This window comes from Pseudomonas sp. 21615526, assembly GCF_013386245.1.
In the GTDB taxonomy this organism is placed as follows: Bacteria; Pseudomonadota; Gammaproteobacteria; order Pseudomonadales; family Pseudomonadaceae; genus Aquipseudomonas.
In genome coordinates this window covers 1-20,432 of the sequence record NZ_JACAOM010000002.1, presented here as the reverse complement: position 1 = coordinate 20,432, position 20,432 = coordinate 1, and the positions used below count along the sequence as shown (strand labels likewise).

17 protein-coding genes are annotated in these 20,432 nt (G+C 61.6%); 12 read left to right on the top strand and 5 right to left on the bottom strand.

What is annotated here, in order from left to right; translation table 11 throughout:
- The first annotated feature begins 1 nt into the window (after position 1).
- On the top strand, positions 2-1,606 hold the full coding sequence (locus tag HX786_RS00225; protein ID WP_087692395.1) for an ABC transporter ATP-binding protein: 1,605 nt from the start codon (positions 2-4) through the stop codon (positions 1,604-1,606).
- Positions 1,607-1,677: 71 nt separating this feature from the next.
- On the opposite strand, the gene HX786_RS00220 is transcribed toward HX786_RS00225, so the two are convergent.
- Complete coding sequence (locus HX786_RS00220) at positions 1,678-2,523, bottom strand: oxidoreductase (protein ID WP_178911515.1); 846 nt, start codon at positions 2,521-2,523, stop codon at positions 1,678-1,680.
- A gap of 110 nt (positions 2,524-2,633) precedes the next feature.
- Here HX786_RS00220 and HX786_RS00215 point away from each other — a divergent pair, with 110 nt between their 5' ends.
- From HX786_RS00215 to HX786_RS00190, 6 genes are all read left to right on the top strand, one after another.
- Complete coding sequence (locus tag HX786_RS00215; RefSeq protein ID WP_177021972.1) at positions 2,634-3,545, top strand: LysR family transcriptional regulator; 912 nt, start codon at positions 2,634-2,636, stop codon at positions 3,543-3,545.
- A 96-nt stretch (positions 3,546-3,641) separates the two neighbouring features.
- Positions 3,642-4,172, top strand: coding sequence for a sigma-70 family RNA polymerase sigma factor (locus HX786_RS00210; RefSeq protein ID WP_134326409.1), 531 nt, complete (start codon positions 3,642-3,644; stop codon positions 4,170-4,172).
- On the top strand, positions 4,169-5,128 hold the full coding sequence (locus tag HX786_RS00205; protein WP_178911514.1) for a FecR domain-containing protein: 960 nt from the start codon (positions 4,169-4,171) through the stop codon (positions 5,126-5,128). The genes HX786_RS00210 and HX786_RS00205 overlap by 4 nt, the downstream gene beginning before the upstream one ends.
- A 96-nt stretch (positions 5,129-5,224) precedes the next feature.
- Entirely contained in the window at positions 5,225-7,693 is a 2,469-nt protein-coding gene (locus HX786_RS00200; RefSeq protein ID WP_177081472.1) for a TonB-dependent receptor, read from the top strand.
- Positions 7,694-7,849: 156 nt separating this feature from the next.
- Positions 7,850-11,293 carry a hypothetical protein gene (locus HX786_RS00195; RefSeq protein ID WP_178911512.1) on the top strand — a complete coding sequence of 1,148 codons (3,444 nt, stop codon included), beginning with the start codon at positions 7,850-7,852 and terminating at the stop codon, positions 11,291-11,293.
- 63 nt (positions 11,294-11,356) lie between these two features.
- Positions 11,357-12,181, top strand: coding sequence for an AraC family transcriptional regulator (locus tag HX786_RS00190; protein WP_003207444.1), 825 nt, complete (start codon positions 11,357-11,359; stop codon positions 12,179-12,181).
- Between the two features lies 1 nt (position 12,182).
- On the opposite strand, the gene HX786_RS00185 is transcribed toward HX786_RS00190, so the two are convergent.
- Positions 12,183-12,770 carry a LysE family translocator gene (locus tag HX786_RS00185; RefSeq protein WP_177044788.1) on the bottom strand — a complete coding sequence of 196 codons (588 nt, stop codon included), beginning with the start codon at positions 12,768-12,770 and terminating at the stop codon, positions 12,183-12,185.
- A gap of 288 nt (positions 12,771-13,058) precedes the next feature.
- Between HX786_RS00185 and HX786_RS00180 the strand changes: the two genes are divergently transcribed.
- Positions 13,059-13,901 (top strand): alpha/beta fold hydrolase, encoded by an 843-nt coding sequence (locus HX786_RS00180; protein WP_003207440.1) that lies wholly within the window; start codon positions 13,059-13,061, stop codon positions 13,899-13,901.
- Positions 13,902-13,907: 6 nt separating this feature from the next.
- On the opposite strand, the gene HX786_RS00175 is transcribed toward HX786_RS00180, so the two are convergent.
- On the bottom strand, positions 13,908-14,618 hold the full coding sequence (locus HX786_RS00175; protein WP_003207438.1) for a FadR/GntR family transcriptional regulator: 711 nt from the start codon (positions 14,616-14,618) through the stop codon (positions 13,908-13,910).
- 288 nt (positions 14,619-14,906) lie between these two features.
- Between HX786_RS00175 and HX786_RS00170 the strand changes: the two genes are divergently transcribed.
- Entirely contained in the window at positions 14,907-16,256 is a 1,350-nt protein-coding gene (locus HX786_RS00170; protein WP_008435222.1) for an MFS transporter, read from the top strand.
- A gap of 10 nt (positions 16,257-16,266) precedes the next feature.
- Entirely contained in the window at positions 16,267-17,616 is a 1,350-nt protein-coding gene (gene gudD, locus HX786_RS00165; protein ID WP_003207434.1) for a glucarate dehydratase, read from the top strand.
- 2 nt (positions 17,617-17,618) lie between these two features.
- Here gudD and HX786_RS00160 read toward each other — a convergent pair whose 3' ends face one another.
- On the bottom strand, positions 17,619-18,506 hold the full coding sequence (locus HX786_RS00160) for an NAD(P)/FAD-dependent oxidoreductase (protein ID WP_178911511.1): 888 nt from the start codon (positions 18,504-18,506) through the stop codon (positions 17,619-17,621).
- Between the two features lie 144 nt (positions 18,507-18,650).
- Here HX786_RS00160 and HX786_RS00155 point away from each other — a divergent pair, with 144 nt between their 5' ends.
- Positions 18,651-19,100: an Rrf2 family transcriptional regulator gene (locus HX786_RS00155; RefSeq protein ID WP_178911510.1), complete on the top strand. Its 450-nt coding sequence runs from the start codon at positions 18,651-18,653 to the stop codon at positions 19,098-19,100.
- A 13-nt stretch (positions 19,101-19,113) separates the two neighbouring features.
- Here HX786_RS00155 and HX786_RS00150 read toward each other — a convergent pair whose 3' ends face one another.
- Positions 19,114-19,731, bottom strand: a complete 618-nt coding sequence (locus HX786_RS00150; protein ID WP_032899370.1) for a TetR/AcrR family transcriptional regulator — start codon at positions 19,729-19,731, stop codon at positions 19,114-19,116.
- A 145-nt stretch (positions 19,732-19,876) separates the two neighbouring features.
- Here HX786_RS00150 and HX786_RS00145 point away from each other — a divergent pair, with 145 nt between their 5' ends.
- Positions 19,877-20,317, top strand: coding sequence for a hotdog fold domain-containing protein (locus HX786_RS00145; protein WP_008435232.1), 441 nt, complete (start codon positions 19,877-19,879; stop codon positions 20,315-20,317).
- Positions 20,318-20,432 lie beyond the last annotated feature (115 nt).

The window sequence follows — 20,432 nt, the reverse complement described above, 5'->3', positions numbered from 1 at the left end:
GATGAATCAGGACAATCTGATCGAAGTCCGCGACCTCTCCGTCGAGTTCGTCGTAGGCAACAGCCACCAGCGGGTGGTGAACAACGTCAGCTTCGATATCAAGCGCGGCGAAACGCTGGCATTGGTGGGCGAAAGCGGCTCGGGCAAGTCGGTCACGGCGCACTCGATCCTGCGCCTGTTGCCCTACCCGCTGGCACGTCACCCGTCGGGCACGATCCAGTACGCCAACCACGATTTGCTGACCCTGAAGGAAAAGACCATCCGGCATATCCGCGGCAACCGGATTGCGATGATTTTCCAGGAACCGATGACCTCGTTGAACCCGCTGCACTCCATCGAGAAGCAGATCAACGAAGTGCTCGGCCTGCACAAGGGGCTTACCGGCAAGGTGGCCACCAAACGCACCCTGGAGCTGCTGGAACTGGTAGGCATCCCCGAGCCCCATAAACGCCTCAAGGCCCTGCCCCACGAGCTGTCCGGCGGCCAGCGCCAGCGGGTGATGATCGCCATGGCCCTGGCCAATGAGCCGGAGCTGTTGATTGCCGACGAACCGACCACGGCACTCGACGTCACCGTGCAGCTGAAGATCCTGGAGCTGCTCAAGGAATTGCAGGCGCGCCTGGGCATGGCCTTGCTGTTGATCAGCCATGACTTGAACCTGGTAAGGCGCATTGCCCACCGGGTATGCGTGATGCAAAAAGGCTGCATCGTCGAGCAGGCCGAATGCGAAAGCCTGTTCCAGGCGCCGCAGCACCCTTACACCCAGGAGCTGCTGGCAGCGGAACCCAGCGGCGGCCCCGCCACCAATGAAGTCGGCCCACCGTTGCTGGAAGTCGATGACCTGAAGGTCTGGTTCCCAATCAAGAAAGGCTTCCTGCGCAATACCGTCGATTACGTCAAGGCGGTGGATGGCATCAACTTCAGCCTGCCCCAGGGCCAGACGCTGGGCATCGTCGGTGAAAGCGGCTCGGGCAAATCCACCCTGGGCCTGGCAATTTTGCGGCTGATTGCGAGCAAGGGTGGCATTCGCTTCGAAGGCCATCAGATGGACAAGCTCAGCCAGCAACAGGTGCGCCCGCTGCGCCGGGAAATGCAGGTGGTGTTCCAGGATCCGTTTGGCAGCCTGAGCCCGCGCATGTGCGTGAGCGAGATCGTCGGCGAAGGCCTGCGTATTCACAAGATGGGCACTGCCGCCGAGCAGGAAGCGGCGATTATCGCCGCGCTGAAGGAAGTGGGCCTGGACCCGGAAACCCGCAATCGCTACCCTCACGAATTTTCCGGCGGCCAACGCCAGCGCATCGCTATTGCCCGCGCCCTGGTGCTCAAGCCCCGGCTGATTTTGCTGGATGAGCCGACCTCGGCCCTCGACCGTACCGTGCAGCGCCAGGTGGTGGACCTGCTGCGCAACCTGCAGGCCAAGTACAACCTGACCTACCTGTTCATCAGCCACGACCTGGCGGTGGTCAAGGCCTTGAGTCACCAACTGATGGTAGTAAAACACGGGCAGGCGGTTGAACAGGGAGATGCACCCGCGATCTTCGCCAACCCCCAGCATGCCTACACCCGGCAACTGCTGGAGGCGGCGTTTTTGGTGCCCGGCCCCTAGCAGTAGAACCACCGTAGCAGCTGTCGAGCCCCAGCGAGGCTGCGGCTCGACAGCTGCTACGCCATTGGGTGTCAGAAATCGGTTGAGGCCGACAATTCACGCCAGGCAGCGGTCTCTTCCTTGACGTAGGCCAGCTTGTCCTCAATCGCCTGCAACGTGTCGGTGCCCAGGGCCAGGCGCATCGGCGGATGCAGCGCTTCCACCAGCTTGATCATGGCCACTGCCAGCAGCTCCGGGTTACCCGGTTGCTGCTGGTTGTAGACCTTGGCCAGCTTGCGCACCTCGCCGGACGTGGCGGCGTAATCGTCGATGATCAAGGGCGACTCCACCAGGGAGTTGCCATCCAGGAAGTCGGTACGGAAATAACCCGGCTCCACCACCGTCACCTTGACGCCCAAGGGTGCCAGCTCTGCGTGCAGCGCCTCGCTCAACCCTTCAACGGCAAACTTGGTCGAGCAGTACGTGCCGAATCCCGCACCCGAACGGAAGCCGCCCACCGACGAAATATTGATCACGTGCCCGCTGCGCGCCTGGCGCATGAACGGCAATACACCGCGAGTGACATTGAGCAGCCCGAACACGTTGGTTTCATACAAGCGGCGAACCTCATCGGCAGACGCCTCCTCCACCGCGCCCAGCAGGCCAAAACCGGCATTGTTGACCAACACATCAATGTGCCCGAAGTGCTCAATGGCGGCACGGGCAACGTCGGCAGCCTGGGATTCGTCGGTCACGTCCAGTTGCACCGCCAGCAGCCCGGGTTGCTCACCGAAGCGTTCGGTAACGGTATGGGCGTTGCGGGCCGTCGCCACCACCGCATCACCGTGGGCCAGAGCTGCCGCGACGATTTTCGCGCCGATGCCCCGGGAAGCCCCGGTTACCAGCCAAACACGCTTGAAGGAATGTGCCGTTGTCATGATCCGTACCTGATGGAGTGAATGTGGAGCCAAGGTACGCTGAGGCATTAGCCTGAAAAACCGTCTCGTGCTACAAGCACTCTGAAACAGAATTTCATAATGGCTGACTGATGAACCTTGATCCCTTCAATGGCTTGACCGAATTTCTCGCCGTGGCCGAACTGAAGAGCTTCACCCAGGCCGCTGCACGCCTCGGCGTAACACCGACGGCGGTCAGCCATGCGGTGAAGACCCTGGAGAAGCGCACGGGTGTGGTGCTGTTCCAGCGCACCACGCGCCGGGTAGCGCTGACCGAGGCCGGCATGACGCTTTACAGCCGCCTGCGCCCCGCCGCCGGGGAGATTGACGATGCGCTGGCGGCCCTCAGTGGCTACCGCGACCGGCCCATGGGCACTCTGCGGCTGACGGTGCCAAGGTTGTCGGGCAAGTTGCTGATCGAGCCGTTGATCCCGCGTTTTCGCGAGGCCTTTCCCGATGTGGTGCTGGATATTTCCCTCGATGATGCCACGGTGGACCTGGTGACCGAGGGCTTCGACGCCGGTATTCGCCTGGGGGAATCCATCGACAAAGACATGGTTGCCGTGCGCCTGACCCCGGACCTGAACTGGTCGGTAGTGGGCTCTCCCGCCTACTTTGCCAAGGCCGGCAAGCCGACAACGCCGGAAGCGCTCACGGCCCATCAAACCATCGGTTATCGCTTCCTGACCTCGGGCATGGCACACCGCTGGGAATTCGAGCGGGCGGGCCGGGAATTTACGGTCGGCGTTCAAGGCGGGTTGATCGTCAATGACCGCAACCTGATGATCGCCGCCGCGCGGGCCGGCCAGGGCCTGGCGTACGTGAGTGATTTCGAGGTCATGGAGGACCTGGCTTCAGGCGCACTGGAGCCCGTGCTGCAATCTTTCGTACCGCCAAGCAGCGGGCTGTACCTGTATTTCCCCGCCCGAACCCAGAGCCAACCGAAACTGCGGGCCTTTATCGACCTGGCCACCGCATGGATTGCCGAAAAGCGTGGGCTCTGACAACGCCGCAAAAGCAAACCAATATCATTTGCGCAGTGCCCGGCCCTTTGGTTTAATCGCGACCAATTCTTATTTACGCCAAGGCTTCTGCGCCACATGGATACTGTGTCGACCCCGTCCACCTCGTTCAGCGACCTCTACGGCAATCACCATTCCTGGCTGCTGGGGCTGCTGCGCCGGCGCCTGAGCAATCGCTGGGATGCGGCGGACCTGGCCCATGACACCTTCATCCGGGTACTCAAGCGCCCGCCGGCCGGCGCCGATGAGACGCGGGAGCGCTCCTACCTGGCCACCATCGCCCGGGGGTTGTGCATTGATCACTGGCGTCGGCGCCAACTGGAACAAGCGTGGCTGCAAAGCCTCGCGGACCGGCCGCAAGCCCTGCAACCGTCGCCGGAGCAGCGGGCAATCATTGTCGAAACCCTGTACGAAGTGGACGCCATGCTCGCGCGGCTGCCCCACAAGGTGCGCGAAGCGTTCCTGCTGGCGCAGTTGCACGGTACGCCCTACAAGCAGATCGGCGAACAGCTCGGGGTAGGCGAACGGATGGTGAAAAAATACCTGGCCCAGGCGCTGCTGCATTGTGCGGTGCTGGAAGCCGAACTGGACGGGATGCTCGTGGAGTGAACAGACCCGGAAAGCTCAGCCATGCCAGCCTTGAGCAAGCGGCCCAATGGTACATACGCCTGCAGGATCAGCCAGAGGCTGCCCAGCACTGGCAGGCATGGCTCGGGCAAAGTCCGGAACACCAGGCCGCCTGGGGCTATGTAGAACGGGTCAGCCAACGCTTTGCGCCGTTGGCCGAGCAATCCCACAGCGCCAGCCGTGCGTTGCGCAGCTCTCGGCGCCAGACGCTCAAGACCCTGCTGGTGCTGTGTGCCGGTTCAACGCTGGCCTGGGGCACCTGGCGCAACACCGCCCTGCCCCGGTTGGTGGGAGGCTGGAGTGCGGATTACGCAACCTCCGGCGGTGAAACCCGCGAAGCGCTGCTGGACGATGGCAGCCGCCTGTGGCTGAACGCCTTGAGCGCCCTGGATGTACGTTTTGACCGGGTCCAGCGCTTGCTGCACCTGCGTTTCGGCGAAGTGCTGATCGAGACCGCAAAGGACCCGAACCGCCCGTTTCTGGTGGAGACTGAGCAGGGTCGCCTGCGGGCACTCGGCACCCGCTTCAGCGTGTTGCAGGACGGCGACAGCACTTTGCTCAATGTGTTTGAAGGCAGGGTTGAAGTGCGCACCGCCGCCAGCCGGCAACAACGAATCATCGAGGCCGGGCAACAAGTGGCCTTCACCCGCGATGGGTTCAATCTCCATTCACCCGCATCCGCCACCCGTGAGGCCTGGAGCCGTGGCGTACTGCTGGCCGACAACCTGCCGCTTGGCCAACTGGTCGCCGAACTCAATCGTTTTCGCCCCGGCCACCTGGGTTGTGATCCAGCCGTGGCGCAATTGCCGGTAATGGGTTCGTTCCCCCTCAAAGACAGCGACCACGCATTGCGCCTGCTACAGGCCGCGCTGCCGATTCAGGTCGACACGCTCATGCCGTGGTGGGTCACGGTCAGGCCCAAACACCCAGGCACATAAAAACTTTCAGCCGTCAGTTCCCTTTTCCAAAACTCGTTCGGTAAACCCTGCAGATGCTTTCAATTCGCCGATCGATTTGATCCAAAGGGAATGTTCATGTCGCAACCCGTTCGCTTCACTTTGCGCCCGCTGGCGCTGGCCGTTACTGCTACCCTGTTGTGCCTGGGCGCGCTCGACGCGCAAGCCGCCGAGTCACCGTCTACTCAGGAAACGGCCCGCCACTACACCATCGCCGCGGGTTCGTTGGTCAACGTGCTGAACAGCTTCGCCGAGCAGTCCGGGATCTTTTTCGCCGGCCACAACAGCCTGGCCAGCGGCAAAACCAGCCCGGGCCTCAACGGCAGCTACACCCCAGCCAGCGGTTTGCAACGGCTGTTGCAAGGCAGCGGCTTGCAGGCCGTGCCCCAGGGCAACAACGGCTACGTGCTGGAGTTGGTCCCGGCCAACACCGGCGCCCTGGAACTGGGCGCCACCACCATCTCCGGCGAAGGCCTGGGCGCCACCACCGAAGATACGCACTCCTACACCACCGGCGCCATGGCTTCGGCCACCGGCCTGGCGCTGTCGATGCGCGAGACGCCGCAGTCGGTAACAGTGATCACCCGCCAACAAATGGACGACCAAGGCTCTACCAGCATCGCCGACACCCTGCGCCGTGCGCCCGGTGTGAGCGTGCAGAACTACGACAGCGAACGCTGGGAGTTTTCCAGCCGCGGCCTGCCGATCACCAACTTCCAGTACGACGGGGTCAACTCCACCTACGACGGCGTGTATGACTACGGCACCACCAGCACCGACATGGCGGTGTATGACCGCCTGGAAATCATCAAGGGCTCAGCCGGCCTGATGTCCGGTTCGGGCGACCCTTCGGCCACGGTCAACCTGATTCGCAAAAAGCCCACCCGGGACTTCAAGGCCTCGGTCACGCAGACCTTCGGCTCGTGGGACAACTACCGCACCGAAGGCGATATTTCCGGGCCTTTGACCGACTCCGGCAACGTGCGCGGGCGCTTCGTCGGCGTGTATCAGGATCGCCAGTCGTACCTGGACCACTACCAGAACACCAAGGACATTGCCTACGGCATCCTCGAAGCCGACCTGACGCCGGACACCCTGCTGACCTTCGGCATCGACCAGCAGGACACCCGCTCCCGTGGCGCCAGCTGGACCGGCTTCCCGATGTACTTCAGCAACGGTTCACGCACCGACTTCTCGCGGTCCTTCAACCCGGCCGCCGACTGGAGCCGCCGCGACTTCCAGAACCAGACCCTGTTTGCCTCGGTGCAACAAAAGCTCGCGAACGACTGGTCGCTGAAAGTCAGCCTCGACCGCAAGCGCAGCCAACACGACACCCTGCTCGCCTCCGCCAGCGGCGGCAACCCGGACCCGGCCACGGGCGGCGGGATGTACATGTTCATGGGCAAATACAAGGGTGACCAGGTGCAAAACACCCTGGACATCAACCTCAATGGCCCCTTCAGCCTGTTCGGGCGCGAGCATGAGTTGATCATGGGCTTCATGGCCACCCGCTCGAAACAGGACGTGCCGGTGTACGGCTCGATCTACCCGCCCGTGGGCGGCAGCATTTACGACTGGCGCGGCGAATACCCGAAGCCTGACATTCCCCGCAGCGGCCAGAACGACATCGTGCAACGCCAGACCGGCGCGTACCTGGCCACGCGCTTGAGACCCACCGATGACCTGTCGGTGATCCTTGGCACCCGCGTCAGCAACTTCAGCGGCACCGACAACACCGACTTCTACGACCCGACCAAGGCCGACAACCGTTTCACCTACCGCCAGACCGGCGTCGTCACGCCCTATGCCGGTATCGTCTACGACCTGAATGACATCTGGTCGGTGTACACCAGCTACACCAAGATCTACAAACCGCAAAACAGCAAGGACGCCGACCGCAAGTTGCTCGATCCGATTGAAGGCGACACCTACGAAGCCGGGCTCAAGGCCGCTTTCTTCGACGGCCGCCTGAACGCCAGCTTCGCCGCATTCCGCATCGAACAGGACAACGTTGCGCAGTACGTTTCCGGGTTTGAGACCGACTCGGTGTATCGCCCGATTGCCGGCGCCACCACCAAGGGCTTTGAAGTCGAACTGGCCGGTGAAGTGCTGGACGGCTGGAACGTATCGGCGGGCTACACCTACCAGCACAGCCGTGACGCCAACGGCGATTACGTCTACGGCTCCGTGCTGCAAACCACCACGCCCCAGCAAGTGGTGCGGTTGTTCAACACCTATCGCCTGCCCGGCGCCCTGGAGAACCTGACCGTGGGTGGCGGCGTGAATTGGCAGAGCGAGTTCTTCGGCAATGTGTTCCAGCCCGATCCCAACGACTCGGTGAATTTCGGCCACAACTCACGCATTACCCAGGACAGCTACTTCCTGGTGGACGTCATGGCGCGCTACCGCTTCAACGAGCACCTGAGCACCACGTTGAACGTGAAAAACCTGTTCGACAAAAAGTACTACACCGGCTTGGGCAACTTCGGTACCGGTTTCTACGGCGAGCCGCGCAGCCTGCAATTGGCGACCCGCTGGGATTTTTGAGCCCAAACGCCAGACTGCCGTAGCGCCCGCAACGGCAGTCGACTCGGGCTACACCCCGTCAGGAAGGTACGTCTTTTGTTCTGGCCCGGCCCATCCGACGATGCAGGCTCCGGTCGCCCATAGCACGTGGGCGACCTTGCACAGAGCCTGAACGCCATGGATGACTTACCCTTTCTGTCCCACCTGTTGAAGAATATTTCTCCCTCCGCCCTGGACCTGATCAAGCACCAGGCATTGCGCCTCAAGGACGATCAAGTGCTGATCGCCGAACTGATCGCCGGTTTGATCAGACTGGTTGCCCAAGGCACCACCCCGGCAACCGAACCCATCTTGATCAGCGTGCCGGAAAATACCATGCTCGGTCGCTGGGTGCGGCTCTTCTGTGACGCCATCGGCCGCCCGGCCTTCCGTGAGTGGGCCTCACGCCATGACCTGGAACTGGCGAGCCTGGTGTTTCGGGGCGGCGATCTGCAGGCCACGATCCTGGAAGGCACGGTCAAAACACCGTACACCTTCACCCTGGACAAAGACTCTGATTGGTGGCGCGTCGCGAATCCGATCCTGGAGGTGGTGCAGATTATCGATACGGTCAACGCCGGCTTGCCATTCATGGAAAACCTCGTCGAACCTCATTCGAGGACACTGCCTCTGAACCTGGTATTGCCCTTCTATGGCTACCCGTTACCGACCAATCATTTGCAGGCTCAGGTGATTCTCGAAGAGATCCATACCCTCGACACGCTGCCCGGTGTCGATGAAAGCGGGCGGCTCAAATCCACCCTGCGCAAGCGCTTGACCGAAGAGCAGCGGGATTACCAACAACTGGCCGATGCGCTGCAGACGCTCCTGGAACAAAGTACAAACGGCAGCCCGCCTTTCGATTGGCTGCAGCTCTACCTGCAACGATGCACGCTGGACTCGGACTCAATGTTGTCGAGCACCTTAAAGTACGCGGCACAGCTGCTTTACGCCGTGACGCAGGGCGAAGAGTTCGCGAGCCTCAACCCTGCCAGTCAAGGCGCTGCCCCCACTTACCGCTATTCCGTCGACCAAAAAGTAGTGATCGCCGTGACCGACGGCCGCGAGGCCAATACCTCACCTCTGGATCGCTCCAACAACTCAGCGCTGAATCAGCAATGGGATGAGCTGGAGCGCCTGGCCAATCTCGCCCATACCGACATATTGCCGGACGCCAGCCTCAGCCTGGCCGCGCTGATGACGGCGTATCGGCTACCCCGTCCTGCCAGTGCAGGGGACGTTCAGGTCCTGGTGGAACAACTGCGCGCCACCAGCGCAGCGACGTTTCCCTATGTCAGCTCGGCCGCCCACTCGTTGGTGGCCGTCAGCAAACACATGCGCCATATCGCGGTCCTCAATGACCGTTACACCATGCAAGCAGCACTCAAGTCGATCACCCTCGATACGCAGCTCACTAGCACCCTGGACATGACGTTCAACCTGGCGGCTGACTCGCCCTTTGCCATGCTGGTGGACAAAGGGGCGCAACTGCTCGCAGGTTTGCGCCAGGAATCGGCCTTTCAACGCGTGAGCGCCACCCGCCAATTTAACCTTGCCCGGGTGTATGTACTGAACGCGGACGGCGAACTCAGTGGTTACGCGCTGGACGATGCGCCCAAGGTACTCACCCGTGCGGACACACCGCTTTCAAGCCTGACCTCGATGGCCGAACCCCTGTTGGAACTGGCCCGCCAATCCGGCGGGCGCATCAGCACCAATGGCCAGGTCAGCTTGCGCCAGTTACTCAACCTCTACCAGATGGCGCTACCGGCTACCCGTGACGAAGCCCATGCCACGGCACGCATCCTGCGCATCCCGACAACCAAACAGCCACGCCACGGCAACTACTGGCGGGCATTGCAGGTGATGCCACTGCTGGCGGCGCAACGCAAACAGGTGCTGCAGACCGTCGCCGCCTTCCTGCCCAACCAGGACGTAAAACTGTTCGACTACCTGAGCGAAACAATCGTCGGCGAAAAAAACCGTGACCAGGTGCGCGCCGAGGCTGATCTGCTGCTGCACCAACTATTGGCATCGCCCCCGGCCCAGGCACTGGCCGCGCGGCTATCGGAAACCGTGGGCTGGTACGGTGAACACGCCAGCGCTGCAAACACCCGTGCCAGCAGAAACGCACTGTTGTTTGCCGCACTGATTCTCAGCCTGGACGCGAATGCTGGTAAGCAGCGGGCCACTGTCGCCGGCTATGACCTGACCGATTCCTACAACTGGGGCCTGACCTTCCATGAAGTCCGTAACGCCGTAGAAGCCATGGTCCAGTTCAAGGTCCTGCGCACCAGCGCCGTACCCATGGCCGCGCACCTGTTGCTGGCGGGCATCGCCCCGGAATTCCTGGTGCGGGACATCCCTGATGAGGTGTCGTACATGAGTTCCCATACCTGGGTACATTTCAAGCAATACGTGGACCTGATCGAAGCTGAAACACCGGGTGCATCACGGGCCATGCGCTTCACCGACTTCATGGCGGTGATCTACTTCATCATGCCCTCCCGCCGGGTTCGCCGAGGCAGTCTGCCGATCGTCGACTGGGCCGTGGCCAACGGAGTACTGGCCAAAAACGTTGATGGGCACAGTACCACGCAGAAGAATCGCGCCATTGCCGCGTTGAACGAGCAGCTCAACCAGTTGCAGATCAGTTCCGAGTTGAAGAAGAACGGGCATACCAGCCTGTATGAGATAGCCTTGCAGGATCTTCAGCGGGTGTTTGCCGGTAGCACCGATCTGGAGCGAATGGTCATACAATGGCAGGCCAGGACTGGTAACCGCTCGGAGCCGGGTATCGCCGCCAATACCGCCGTTTCCCTGGTTCAGTTGCACATGGCAGGCAAGCTGACCAAAGGCACAACGCAATGGCGCTCGCCCCTCAAGGACGTTGATTTCGCCAGCATGGCGTCACGGTTCGATGAGTTGGGGTCAATCCATTCCACTTTCGCGGCCGAGTTCGAGAAGCGCTACACGGCGGTGCGCGCCGCGCTGCTACAGTCGATCGTGTATTGGATGTCACAACTGCCCCTGCTTAGCCGTAAAGGCATGGAATATGGCAGCCTGGAATTCCATCGCCTGCAAACGTCACGCACCAGTGCTGGCGGGCAGACATCGGGCATCGGGAGATTCGGGGTGCTGGTGTTGTGCAGGTACGCCGGCGACAAGCGCTTCTACGAATTTCTCCCAAAGCAACTGAAGGTTGCCCCATTACCGGGCCTGACCCTGCAAATATTCGAACAGGCCCTGCGCACCGGCAATACCCAAGGCAGCCCGCTGCCGATCGATTGGTCAGCGTACGCGCGCGGCACCATTCCCAACGGGCAGCAACACGCGACGGTCATTGCCCAACGTTTTGCCGAGCTGCCTGCCGTCTATGGGCCGGGCCCTGTGGTACCCAACACCTTCACCTCGCCACGCAGCCTGGCCATTGCCAGCATCGTGATTGACCAGCACTTGCTGGTAGGCGCCGATGAGGCGCGAGCGGCGGCGAAGCAACCCCTTTCCCTGGCAGACGCCATCAACGGCGTAGATCCGCGGATCGGCTTCCTGCGCAGAATGGAACCCGAAACCATGAAATGAAACGTTGCAGGCCGGTTTCTGTGTAATCATTCACTGGATTGTTTCCCGGTGAGACTTGTAGTGATGCGATCGCCCCTCGAACCGACTGCCCCGTCCTTCTGGCGCGACGAACGCCTGCCGTTCATTGAGGCTCGCACCATCGCCGACGGGCGGAAGGTCTGCTACACCCGCCACGCCCACGAGCACTTTTCCATCGGCGCGATCACGGCCGGGCAGAGCCTGTACATCCATGGGGCATCGACCTTCAAGATCAGCACCGGCACCGTGGTCTTGATGAATCCCGGGGATGTCCACGCCTGCAACCCCATTGATGATCTGCCCTGGTCCTATCACATGCTGTATATCGATACGGCCTGGCTGACCGACCTGCAGCATCAGTTGGGTTTCAGCAAGGACCAGGACTTTCGTCCGTTCACCGCCACCCACACCACGGATGTCGCGCTGTACCGCGGGCTGAACGAGCTGTATGAGGTGCTGGTGGACAACCACGCCGAACACCTGCACAAGCAGAGTGCGGTGGTGAGTTTTTTCACCGAGGTGCAACAACGCCTCAACCCGTCGGAGACCCCGGTGCGCGAGGTCAATCACAAGCTGGAGCGGGCCGCCGACTATATCCGCGAACATTGCACCGAGGCCTTGAAGCTCGAAGACATTTGCCAGGCGGCTGAACTATCACCGTCGTACCTGATTCGTGCGTTCAAGCAGTATTACGGCATGACGCCCCACGCATTCCTGGTCAATCGCCGTATTCAGTTTGCCCGCACCCAGTTGCGCAGCGGCCAGTTGATCGCCGACGTCGCACTGGCGGCCGGCTTTTCTGATCAGGCGCATTTCCAGCGCACGTTCAAACAGCACCTGGCGGCGACGCCCGGGCAATATCGCGGCTGACTCAGGCCAGCAGCAGATACCCCACGCTGGCCACCAACAAGGCGGCCATCGAGCGATTGAACAGGCGCATGCCCCGGGGGTTGCTCAGGTAGCGGCGCAGGAACGTCCCGGCGTACGCCCAGCACGCCACCGACAAGTAGCAAATCACCAGGTAGATCGTCGCAAACAGCCAGACTTGCTGCGCATCGCCATCGGCGACAAACAGCCCCATGCCTGCCACGCACGCCAACCAGGCCTTGGGGTTGAGCCATTGCATGATCGCCCCATAGAGCATCGACGGCGCCGCGGCCGTGCCTTCAGCGTCCAGGCGCCCATCGTCCACTGCCAGCTTCCAGGCCATGTACAACAGGAACGCCACCCCGCCCCATTGAATCAGTTGGGTCAGCAGCGGCCAGCGCACCAGCACCTCATGCAGCCCCAGGCCAATCAGCACCAGCAGCAAGGTGAATCCCAACGCGGCTCCAGCCACGTGCTTTTGACTGGCGGCAAACCCAAAGCGCGCCCCCGAACTGATGGCCACCACATTCACCGGTCCCGGCGTGATTGAGGTGGCCAAAGCGAAAGCGGCCATGGAAATGATCAAGCTCATTGCAATTCCTTTTTGTTGTGCGGGTATGAGCTGAACCTTAAGGAGAAGACGGATCGCGGTATTGAAGAAAATGCCCCTGCCGGGAATGACCGAAAAAACCACCAGTTGAAACCCTTAGCCCACCCGCTGCAAAAGACAAATTTATTCCATTGATATAACTGTATTTTTCTCTTTCCAAAGGGCGTTTTTGATAGGAAAAAATGCGTGTTTCCCAAGGTAGGCACGGTGCTAGAGTCGAGCGCACATCTGGCCGGATGACCTCAACCTGCTCACAAAAAAGGAATCGCCATGTCACGTCGCTTATTGGCAGCTGCCTGCCTGTTGCTGTCCCTCTCCGGGGTTCAGGCCGCGGAACGCTGGGAAACCCTTCCGCCCACCCCAGCGCCGATTGCGGGGGCCAAGACCGGCTATGCCGCCGTCAACGGCATCAAGGTCTACTACACCAAGACCGGACATGGTTCGCCGGTGATCCTGCTGCACGGCGGCCTGTCCAATTCCGATTACTGGGGCAACCAGGTCAAGGCGCTGGCCGCCAAACACACGGTCATCAGCCTCGACAGCCGTGGCCACGGGCGCAGTTCCCGGGACGAGAACCCCTTCGGTTACGACTTGATGGCCGATGATGTGGTCGCCGTACTCGACAGCCTGAAAATCCCCCGCGCCGATATCGTCGGCTGGAGCGACGGCGCAATCATCGGTATCGATCTTGCCCTGCGCCATCCCGACCGTATCGGCAAGGTGTTTGCCTTTGCCGCCAACACCCAGACCTCCGGGGTCAAGGATGGCGTAGAGAAAAACCCGACCTTCGCCGCCTTCATCGAGCGCGCCGGCAAGGAGTACGCCAGGCACTCGCCGACGCCAAAAGAGTACGACGCCTTCGTCGAGCAGATCAGCCATATGTGGGCCAGCCAACCCAACTGGACCGACGCGCAACTGGCGTCCATCAAGACTCCGATCCTGATTGTCGACGGCGACCACGATGAGGCGATCAAGCGAGAACACACCGAATACATCGCGGCGACCATTCCGGGAGCGGGCCTGCTGATTCTGCCGAACACCAGCCACTTCGCATTCCTGCAGGACCCGACGCTGTTCAATGCCGCGCTGCTGGACTTCCTGGACAGCAAATAGCCCCGCCTACTCTCCTGTCATCCGCTCCAGGCTGTTGCTCAAGTGCAACAGCATGGCGGCCCGGGCCGCGTCCGGGTCCTGGCGGCGGATGGCTTTCAGGATCGCCTCGTGCTCAAGGTTCGCCAGGCGCCCCAGCGCCATCAGGTCCGCGTCGCCGCGTTCCTCGGCATTGATCCGGGTGCGTGGGATTACCGAGTGGCCCAGGTGATAAATCACGTCGGTGAAATAGGTATTGCCAGTGGCCTGGGCGATCAGGCGATGGAAGCGCACGTCAGGCTCAACGGCACTGTCGTTGTTGGCCAGCGAGTCCTGGTAATCATCCAGTGCCTGGCGCATCTGCTGCAGTTGTTCATCGGTACGGCGCAAGGCTGCCAGGGCGGCTGCCTGGGTTTCCAGGCCCATGCGCAGTTCAAGAATGCCGCGCACGCTGGCGGCGGTGTCGTGGGTCAGGTGCAGGCCGTGGCGCTCGTCGCGCTCCAGCACAAAGGTGCCGACACCGTGGCGGGTTTCCACCAGCCCGGCGGCCTGCAATTTGGAAAGCGCTTCGCGCACCACCGTGCGGCTGACGCCGTACTCGCCCACGATGGCCGACTCCGACGGCAGCTTTTCACCCGGCGCCATCTGCCCCAGGAGAATCTGCTGGGTCAGCGCGGTGACGATGTCGTGGGCAAGGCCCGGGGAGCGCTTGCGATGAGGTGCCGAGCTGGGGTTTTGCATCAGGAATTCCGTTCTGGGGCGCTTGGCAATACTAGCATTCTTAGACGAGCCAACTTGTATGACAACAAACAAATACCTGTAGGAGCGAACCTGCCCGCGAAAAACCCCGTCGCAGCGCAAACATTGCACAAAACCGCGCAATCGTTGACGATTTTCGCGAGCAAGCTCGCTCCTACAGAGGGTTGCCATCTTTGAAAATGCAGTTGTATGATGTCTATCAAGTTGTCTGACATCTCTGGCAACCCAAATACGTCCCCGCACAACAATAATCAGTGGGAGTTTGACCTCGTGACCCCTTCCAGCCCTGCGACAGCTGCGCCTGCCACCGACCCGGTCCTGGCCCGCGCGATCAAGAAGGTGAAGAGCCATGTGCTCCCACTGTTCGTGATCATGTTCATCGTTAACTACATCGACCGCGTCAACATCGGCTTTGTGCGTACCCATATGGAGCACGACCTGGGCATTGGTGCGGCCGCCTACGGCTTCGGCGCCGGGTTGTTTTTCATCGGCTACGCGCTGTTCGAAGTGCCGTCCAACATGCTCCTGCAAAAAGTCGGCGCGCGCATCTGGCTGACTCGCATCATGTTCACCTGGGGCATCACCGCCACATTGATGGCCTTTATCCAGAACGAAACCCACTTCTACATCCTGCGCTTTCTGCTGGGCGTGGCCGAAGCGGGCTTCTTTCCCGGGGTGATCTACTACTTCACCCGCTGGTTGCCCGGCGTCGAACGCGGCAAGGCGATTGCAATCTTCCTCAGCGGCTCGGCCCTCGCCTCGCTGATCTCCGGCCCCTTGTCCGGCGTGCTGCTGCAAATCACCGGGCTGGGCCTGCATGGCTGGCAGTGGATGTACATCATCGAAGGCATGGCGTCGGTGCTGCTGTGCTTTTTCGTGTGGTTCTGGCTGGACTCCAAACCCCACGACGCCAAGTGGCTCAGCCTTGAAGAAAAGGATGCGCTGGTGGGCGAGATCGACCGCGAACAGCGCGAGCGTGACGCCGCGACCACGGTCAAGCCGACCCTGGGCAAGCTGCTCAAGGACCGTCAGATCATGCTGTTCTGCGCCCTGTATTTCTGCATCCAACTGACGATCTATGCCGCCACTTTCTGGTTGCCGAGCATCATTAAAAAGATGGGCGACCTGAGCGACATCCAGGTGGGTTTCTACAACTCCATCCCGTGGTTGATCTCGATCATCGCGATGTACGCCTTCGCGGCACTGGCGGGCAAATTCAAGTTCCAGCAAGCCTGGGTCGCTGCGGCGCTGTTGATCGCCGCCGTCGGCATGTTCCTCTCCACTACCGGCGGGCCGATCTTTGCCTTTATCGCCATCTGCTTCGCGGCGATCGGCTTCAAGTCGGCGTCCTCGCTGTTCTGGCCGATTCCCCAGGGTTACCTGGATGCACGCATCGCCGCGGCGGTGATCGCATTGATCAACTCCATCGGCAACCTCGGCGGGTTTGTCGCGCCCACCACCTTTGGTTTCCTGGAACAGACCACCGGCTCGATCCAGGGCGGTTTGTATGGCCTGGCGGGCACTTCGATCCTTGCGGCCATCCTGGTGTTTTTCGCCAGGACACTGCCCGGCCCGACCACCAGCAGCGTGCTGCAACCCGCCCCCGTCTTGAGCAAATAAGGACTACACGATGAACACAGAACACCAGCACCACGCCAACAGCGCCCCGGTCGTGACCGGCCTGCAAGTCATCCCGGTGGCCGGTCACGACAGCATGCTGCTCAACCTCAGCGGTGCCCACGGGCCGTTTTTCACGCGCAACATCGTGATCCTTACCGACAGCGCCGGCCGTACCGGCGTCGGTGAGGTACCCGGCGGCGAACGCATCCGCGAGACCCTGGAAGACGCCCGCAGCCTGGTGATCGGCAAGCCCATCGGCCAGTACCAGAGCATTCTCAATGCCATGCGCCAGACCTTCGCCGCGCGGGATTCGGCGGGCCGGGGTTTGCAGACGTTTGACCTGCGCATCACCATCCATGCCGTCACGGCGATGGAAGCCGCACTGCTGGATTTGCTCGGCCAATTCCTCGAAGTCCCGGTGGCGGCCCTTCTCGGCGAAGGCCAGCAGCGCGACGCGGTGAAGATGCTCGGCTACCTGTTCTACATCGGTGATCGCCAGCAAACCGACCTGGCCTATCGCAGTGAAGACGATGCCGAAGACTGGTTCCGCCTGCGTCATGAACAGGCCATGACGCCCGAAGCCATCGTGCGTCTGGCAGAGGCGGCCAAGGCGCAATACGGCTTCAATGACTTCAAGCTCAAAGGCGGCGTACTGCGCGGCGGCGACGAAATCGAGGCGGTGACTGCACTGGCCGAACGCTTCCCCGATGCGCGCATCACCCTGGACCCCAACGGCGCCTGGTCACTGAAAGAAGCCATCGCCCTGTGCCGCGACCAGCATCATGTGCTGGCCTATGCCGAAGATCCTTGCGGCGCGGAAAACGGTTACTCCGGGCGCGAAGTCATGGCCGAATTCCGCCGTGCCACCGGGCTGCCCACCGCCACCAACATGATCGCCACCGACTGGCGTGAAATGGGGCATGCGATCCAGTTGCAATCCGTGGATATTCCCCTGGCCGACCCGCACTTCTGGACCATGCAGGGCTCGGTGCGCGTGGCGCAGATGTGCCACGAATGGGGCCTGACCTGGGGCTCGCACTCCAATAATCACTTCGATATTTCCCTGGCGATGTTCACCCAGGTGGCCGCCGCCGCGCCGGGGGAAATCACGGCCATCGACACCCACTGGATCTGGCAGGACGGCCAGCGGTTGACCAAGGCTCCGCTGAAGATTGTCGACGGCCACATCAAGGTGCCGGCCAAACCGGGCCTGGGCGTGGACATCGACATGGACGCCGTGGCCCACGCCCATGAACTGTACAAAGGCATGGGCCTGGGTGCGCGCAATGACAGCGTGGCGATGCAGTTCATGATTCCGGGCTGGACGTTCGATAACAAGCGGCCGTGCCTGGTGCGCTGACCTCAGCTGAAGATCATCGAAAAGTGCGCGCCCACCCCGGCGCGCACACCCTCGCCGACCGCCAGCGCCACCGAGCCGCCGGCCAGGTTGGCATCGCCGCAGGCAAACACACCGGGCACGGTGGTCTGGCGCGTCTCGTTGGTCAGCAGGTAGGGCCCGGTCGGCCCTTCGACAAACTCACAGCCCAACTGCTCGGCCAATGGGCTGGCCATGCGCGTACGGGACAGGGTGAAAATACAGTCCAGCGCGATCATCCGCCCGTCTGCCAATTCCACATCCGCCCGCTCACCGACAATCCGCCGCACCGCCGAGCTTTCGACGCTGACCCCGCGCCGATCCAGTTGCGCCTGCTGCTCGGCATCCGGCACAAATGCGCCGTTGGTAAAGAGCGTGGTGGTGCCCCAGTCCGGCAGCAGCATCGCGTGATGCATGGCCAGCGGCGACGTCGCCAGCACGCCGATGCGGCCTTGATCCAGTTCATAGCCGTGGCAATACGGGCAATGGAACACATGCTTGCCCCAGCGCTCCTTCAACCCCTCGACCTCGGGTAACTCATCCACCACGCCGGTAGCGAGAATCAAGCGTTTAGCGTTGAACTCACCCTTGCAACGGGTTCGCACCACGAAGCCATCCTGGTTTCGAGTCGCTTCAACGGCGGTGTCCTGCACCCAGGTCACCGTCGGATATTCCATCAACTGCCCTCGCCCTTCGGCAGCGATCAGCTCCGGCGGCTGGCCATCCTGGCTGAGGAAACCGTGGGACGTGGCCGCAAACCGGTTGCGCCGCTGCCCGGCGTCAATCACCAGCACCTTGCGCCGAGCCCGCGCCAGTTGCAGCCCGGCAGACATTCCGGCGTAGCTGCCGCCCACGATAATCACGTCGTAAACCATGAAGATGACCTCTCTGGTGGCCCTTGCATCGGTTGCCGGGCACTCACGACACACCATAAGTTACATAAAAATACCTCGTCAAGCGTCTCGCAACTCCAATCGTTACGAACGATACTTTCGGGAAGGAAATCCAGAGGCTTGCAGATGAGAAACGACACCCGGCTTTCGCGCATGCTCCATGTGCTGATCCACATGGGCCGCCACGAGGAACGCGCCACCTCGGAGACCATCGGGCAGATGCTTGGTACCAACGCGGTGGTGGTACGCCGCACTCTGGGCCTGCTCAAGGAGAAAGGTTATGTGCGTTCGGAAAAAGGCCATCAGGGCGGCTGGATGCTGGGCAAGCCGCTGAGTGAAATCACCCTGCTGGACATCCACAATGCCCTTGGCACGTCGTCGATCTTTGCCGTCGGCCTGTCCACCGATCATCCGCAATGCCTGGTGGAACAGGCCGTCAATGCGGCGCTGAACCAGGCGTTTGACGATGCCCAGGTGTTGCTGCTGCAGCGTTTGGGAGAGGTGACGCTGGCACAGTTGGCGGATGATTTTGACGAGCGCTATCGGGTGGCGATGACGCCCGCACCCTGTGCGTGATGCACGCGACGCCCTAAGCGCCGCCCACCGAGCGCCACGCTGCCTCGGCCAGGGTTTCCCGGTACACCCGAGGGCTGCTGGCCGAGCGCCCGGCCAGCCAGGCACGGCAGTAGCTGTCGGCCTGGCCGATGATCAGTGATGGCAAGAGTTCGGCGGGCACCTGGCTGAGCTGATCACCCCGTCCAGGCAGCACCATCCACTCCTTCAGCAACGCATTGCGCGCCTGGTTGCGGCTTTCCAGTTCAGCGGCGAACGGGCCCTTGGTCACCGCGAAATGCGCGTGGTACTGGAAGCGCGCCCACTGCGGTTCGCTGTCTACCCAATCGACATAGCTGTGGACCAGTGCGTACACCCCCTCCTTCGCCGTTTTGGCCGATTCAAGGTAGCGCCCACGCAATTCGGCCTGATCCTCCAGCGCGGTAAAAAACAGCGCGGCGACCAGGCCTTCCTTGTTGCCGAAGTGATGATAAATGGCGCCGACGCTGGTATCGCAGCGCGCGCGGATCATCTCGATGGTGGTGGCTTCAAGGCCCTGCTCGTTGAACAGGTCCAGGGCTGCCTTGAAGATATCGCGCTTCAATTCGGCCCTTCGGCCAGGGAAGCAACGCTGAAGCAGATCCGGGGTTTGCATGCTGAACAGGAACTCAGTCAGTGAAGAAGAACAAGCCCGGGCAGCTTGACAGATTTCCCATGGGCAGAATACTGTTCCGTTACAGAACATTATTCTGTAACGGAACAATATTCCGTAAAATTCATTTAATCAGCGAGGCAGCACCATGAGTCAGGCCCTGAGCATGTTCAACAGCGTTGGCCCCGAAGCGTTCAGCAAACTGGCGTGCCAGATGGCGCCCTACTTCAGCACCATCAATCCGTTGATGACCCAGTTGCGTCCGGGGTTTGCCTCGGTGGAAGTGCCGTTCAGCAAGGCCATCACCAACCACCTGGGCACGGTGCACGCCATTGCCATGTGCAACGCTGCGGAGTTGGCGGCGGGAACCATGACGGACGTTTCCGTGCCGGCGGGTGCGCGGTGGATTCCCAAGGGGATGACGGTGGAGTATCTGGCCAAGGCCAAGAGCAGCGTGACGGCGACGGCCAATGGCGAAGGTATCGACTGGCAAACGGCGGGTGACAAGGTGGTGCCGGTGGAGATGCTGGATGCGGAGGGGAAATTGGTGTTTACCGCGCGGATTATTATGAATGTGAAATTGGGGTGATGGGGTTGGGGGCATATCCGTTGCTGCGGTTATGGCCGCTATCGGGTTGCGCTCTCACAGCGGCCTACCAGCCGACTTGAGTGGGGTGAAGCAACCGCAAAATCAAAGGCGGACA

Bases quoted from the DNA above. Each gene is read 5' to 3' on its own strand.
- HX786_RS00225 (WP_087692395.1), top strand. From the start codon at position 2: ATGAATCAGGACAATCTGATCGAAGTCCGCGACCTCTCCGTCGAGTTC.
- HX786_RS00220 (WP_178911515.1), bottom strand. From the start codon at position 2,523: ATGACAACGGCACATTCCTTCAAGCGTGTTTGGCTGGTAACCGGGGCT.
- HX786_RS00215 (WP_177021972.1), top strand. From the start codon at position 2,634: ATGAACCTTGATCCCTTCAATGGCTTGACCGAATTTCTCGCCGTGGCC.
- HX786_RS00210 (WP_134326409.1), top strand. From the start codon at position 3,642: ATGGATACTGTGTCGACCCCGTCCACCTCGTTCAGCGACCTCTACGGC.
- HX786_RS00200 (WP_177081472.1), top strand. From the start codon at position 5,225: ATGTCGCAACCCGTTCGCTTCACTTTGCGCCCGCTGGCGCTGGCCGTT.
- HX786_RS00195 (WP_178911512.1), top strand. From the start codon at position 7,850: ATGGATGACTTACCCTTTCTGTCCCACCTGTTGAAGAATATTTCTCCC.
- HX786_RS00190 (WP_003207444.1), top strand. From the start codon at position 11,357: ATGCGATCGCCCCTCGAACCGACTGCCCCGTCCTTCTGGCGCGACGAA.
- HX786_RS00185 (WP_177044788.1), bottom strand. From the start codon at position 12,770: ATGAGCTTGATCATTTCCATGGCCGCTTTCGCTTTGGCCACCTCAATC.
- HX786_RS00180 (WP_003207440.1), top strand. From the start codon at position 13,059: ATGTCACGTCGCTTATTGGCAGCTGCCTGCCTGTTGCTGTCCCTCTCC.
- HX786_RS00175 (WP_003207438.1), bottom strand. From the start codon at position 14,618: ATGCAAAACCCCAGCTCGGCACCTCATCGCAAGCGCTCCCCGGGCCTT.
- gudD (WP_003207434.1), top strand. From the start codon at position 16,267: ATGAACACAGAACACCAGCACCACGCCAACAGCGCCCCGGTCGTGACC.
- HX786_RS00160 (WP_178911511.1), bottom strand. From the start codon at position 18,506: ATGGTTTACGACGTGATTATCGTGGGCGGCAGCTACGCCGGAATGTCT.
- HX786_RS00155 (WP_178911510.1), top strand. From the start codon at position 18,651: ATGAGAAACGACACCCGGCTTTCGCGCATGCTCCATGTGCTGATCCAC.
- HX786_RS00150 (WP_032899370.1), bottom strand. From the start codon at position 19,731: ATGCAAACCCCGGATCTGCTTCAGCGTTGCTTCCCTGGCCGAAGGGCC.
- HX786_RS00145 (WP_008435232.1), top strand. From the start codon at position 19,877: ATGAGTCAGGCCCTGAGCATGTTCAACAGCGTTGGCCCCGAAGCGTTC.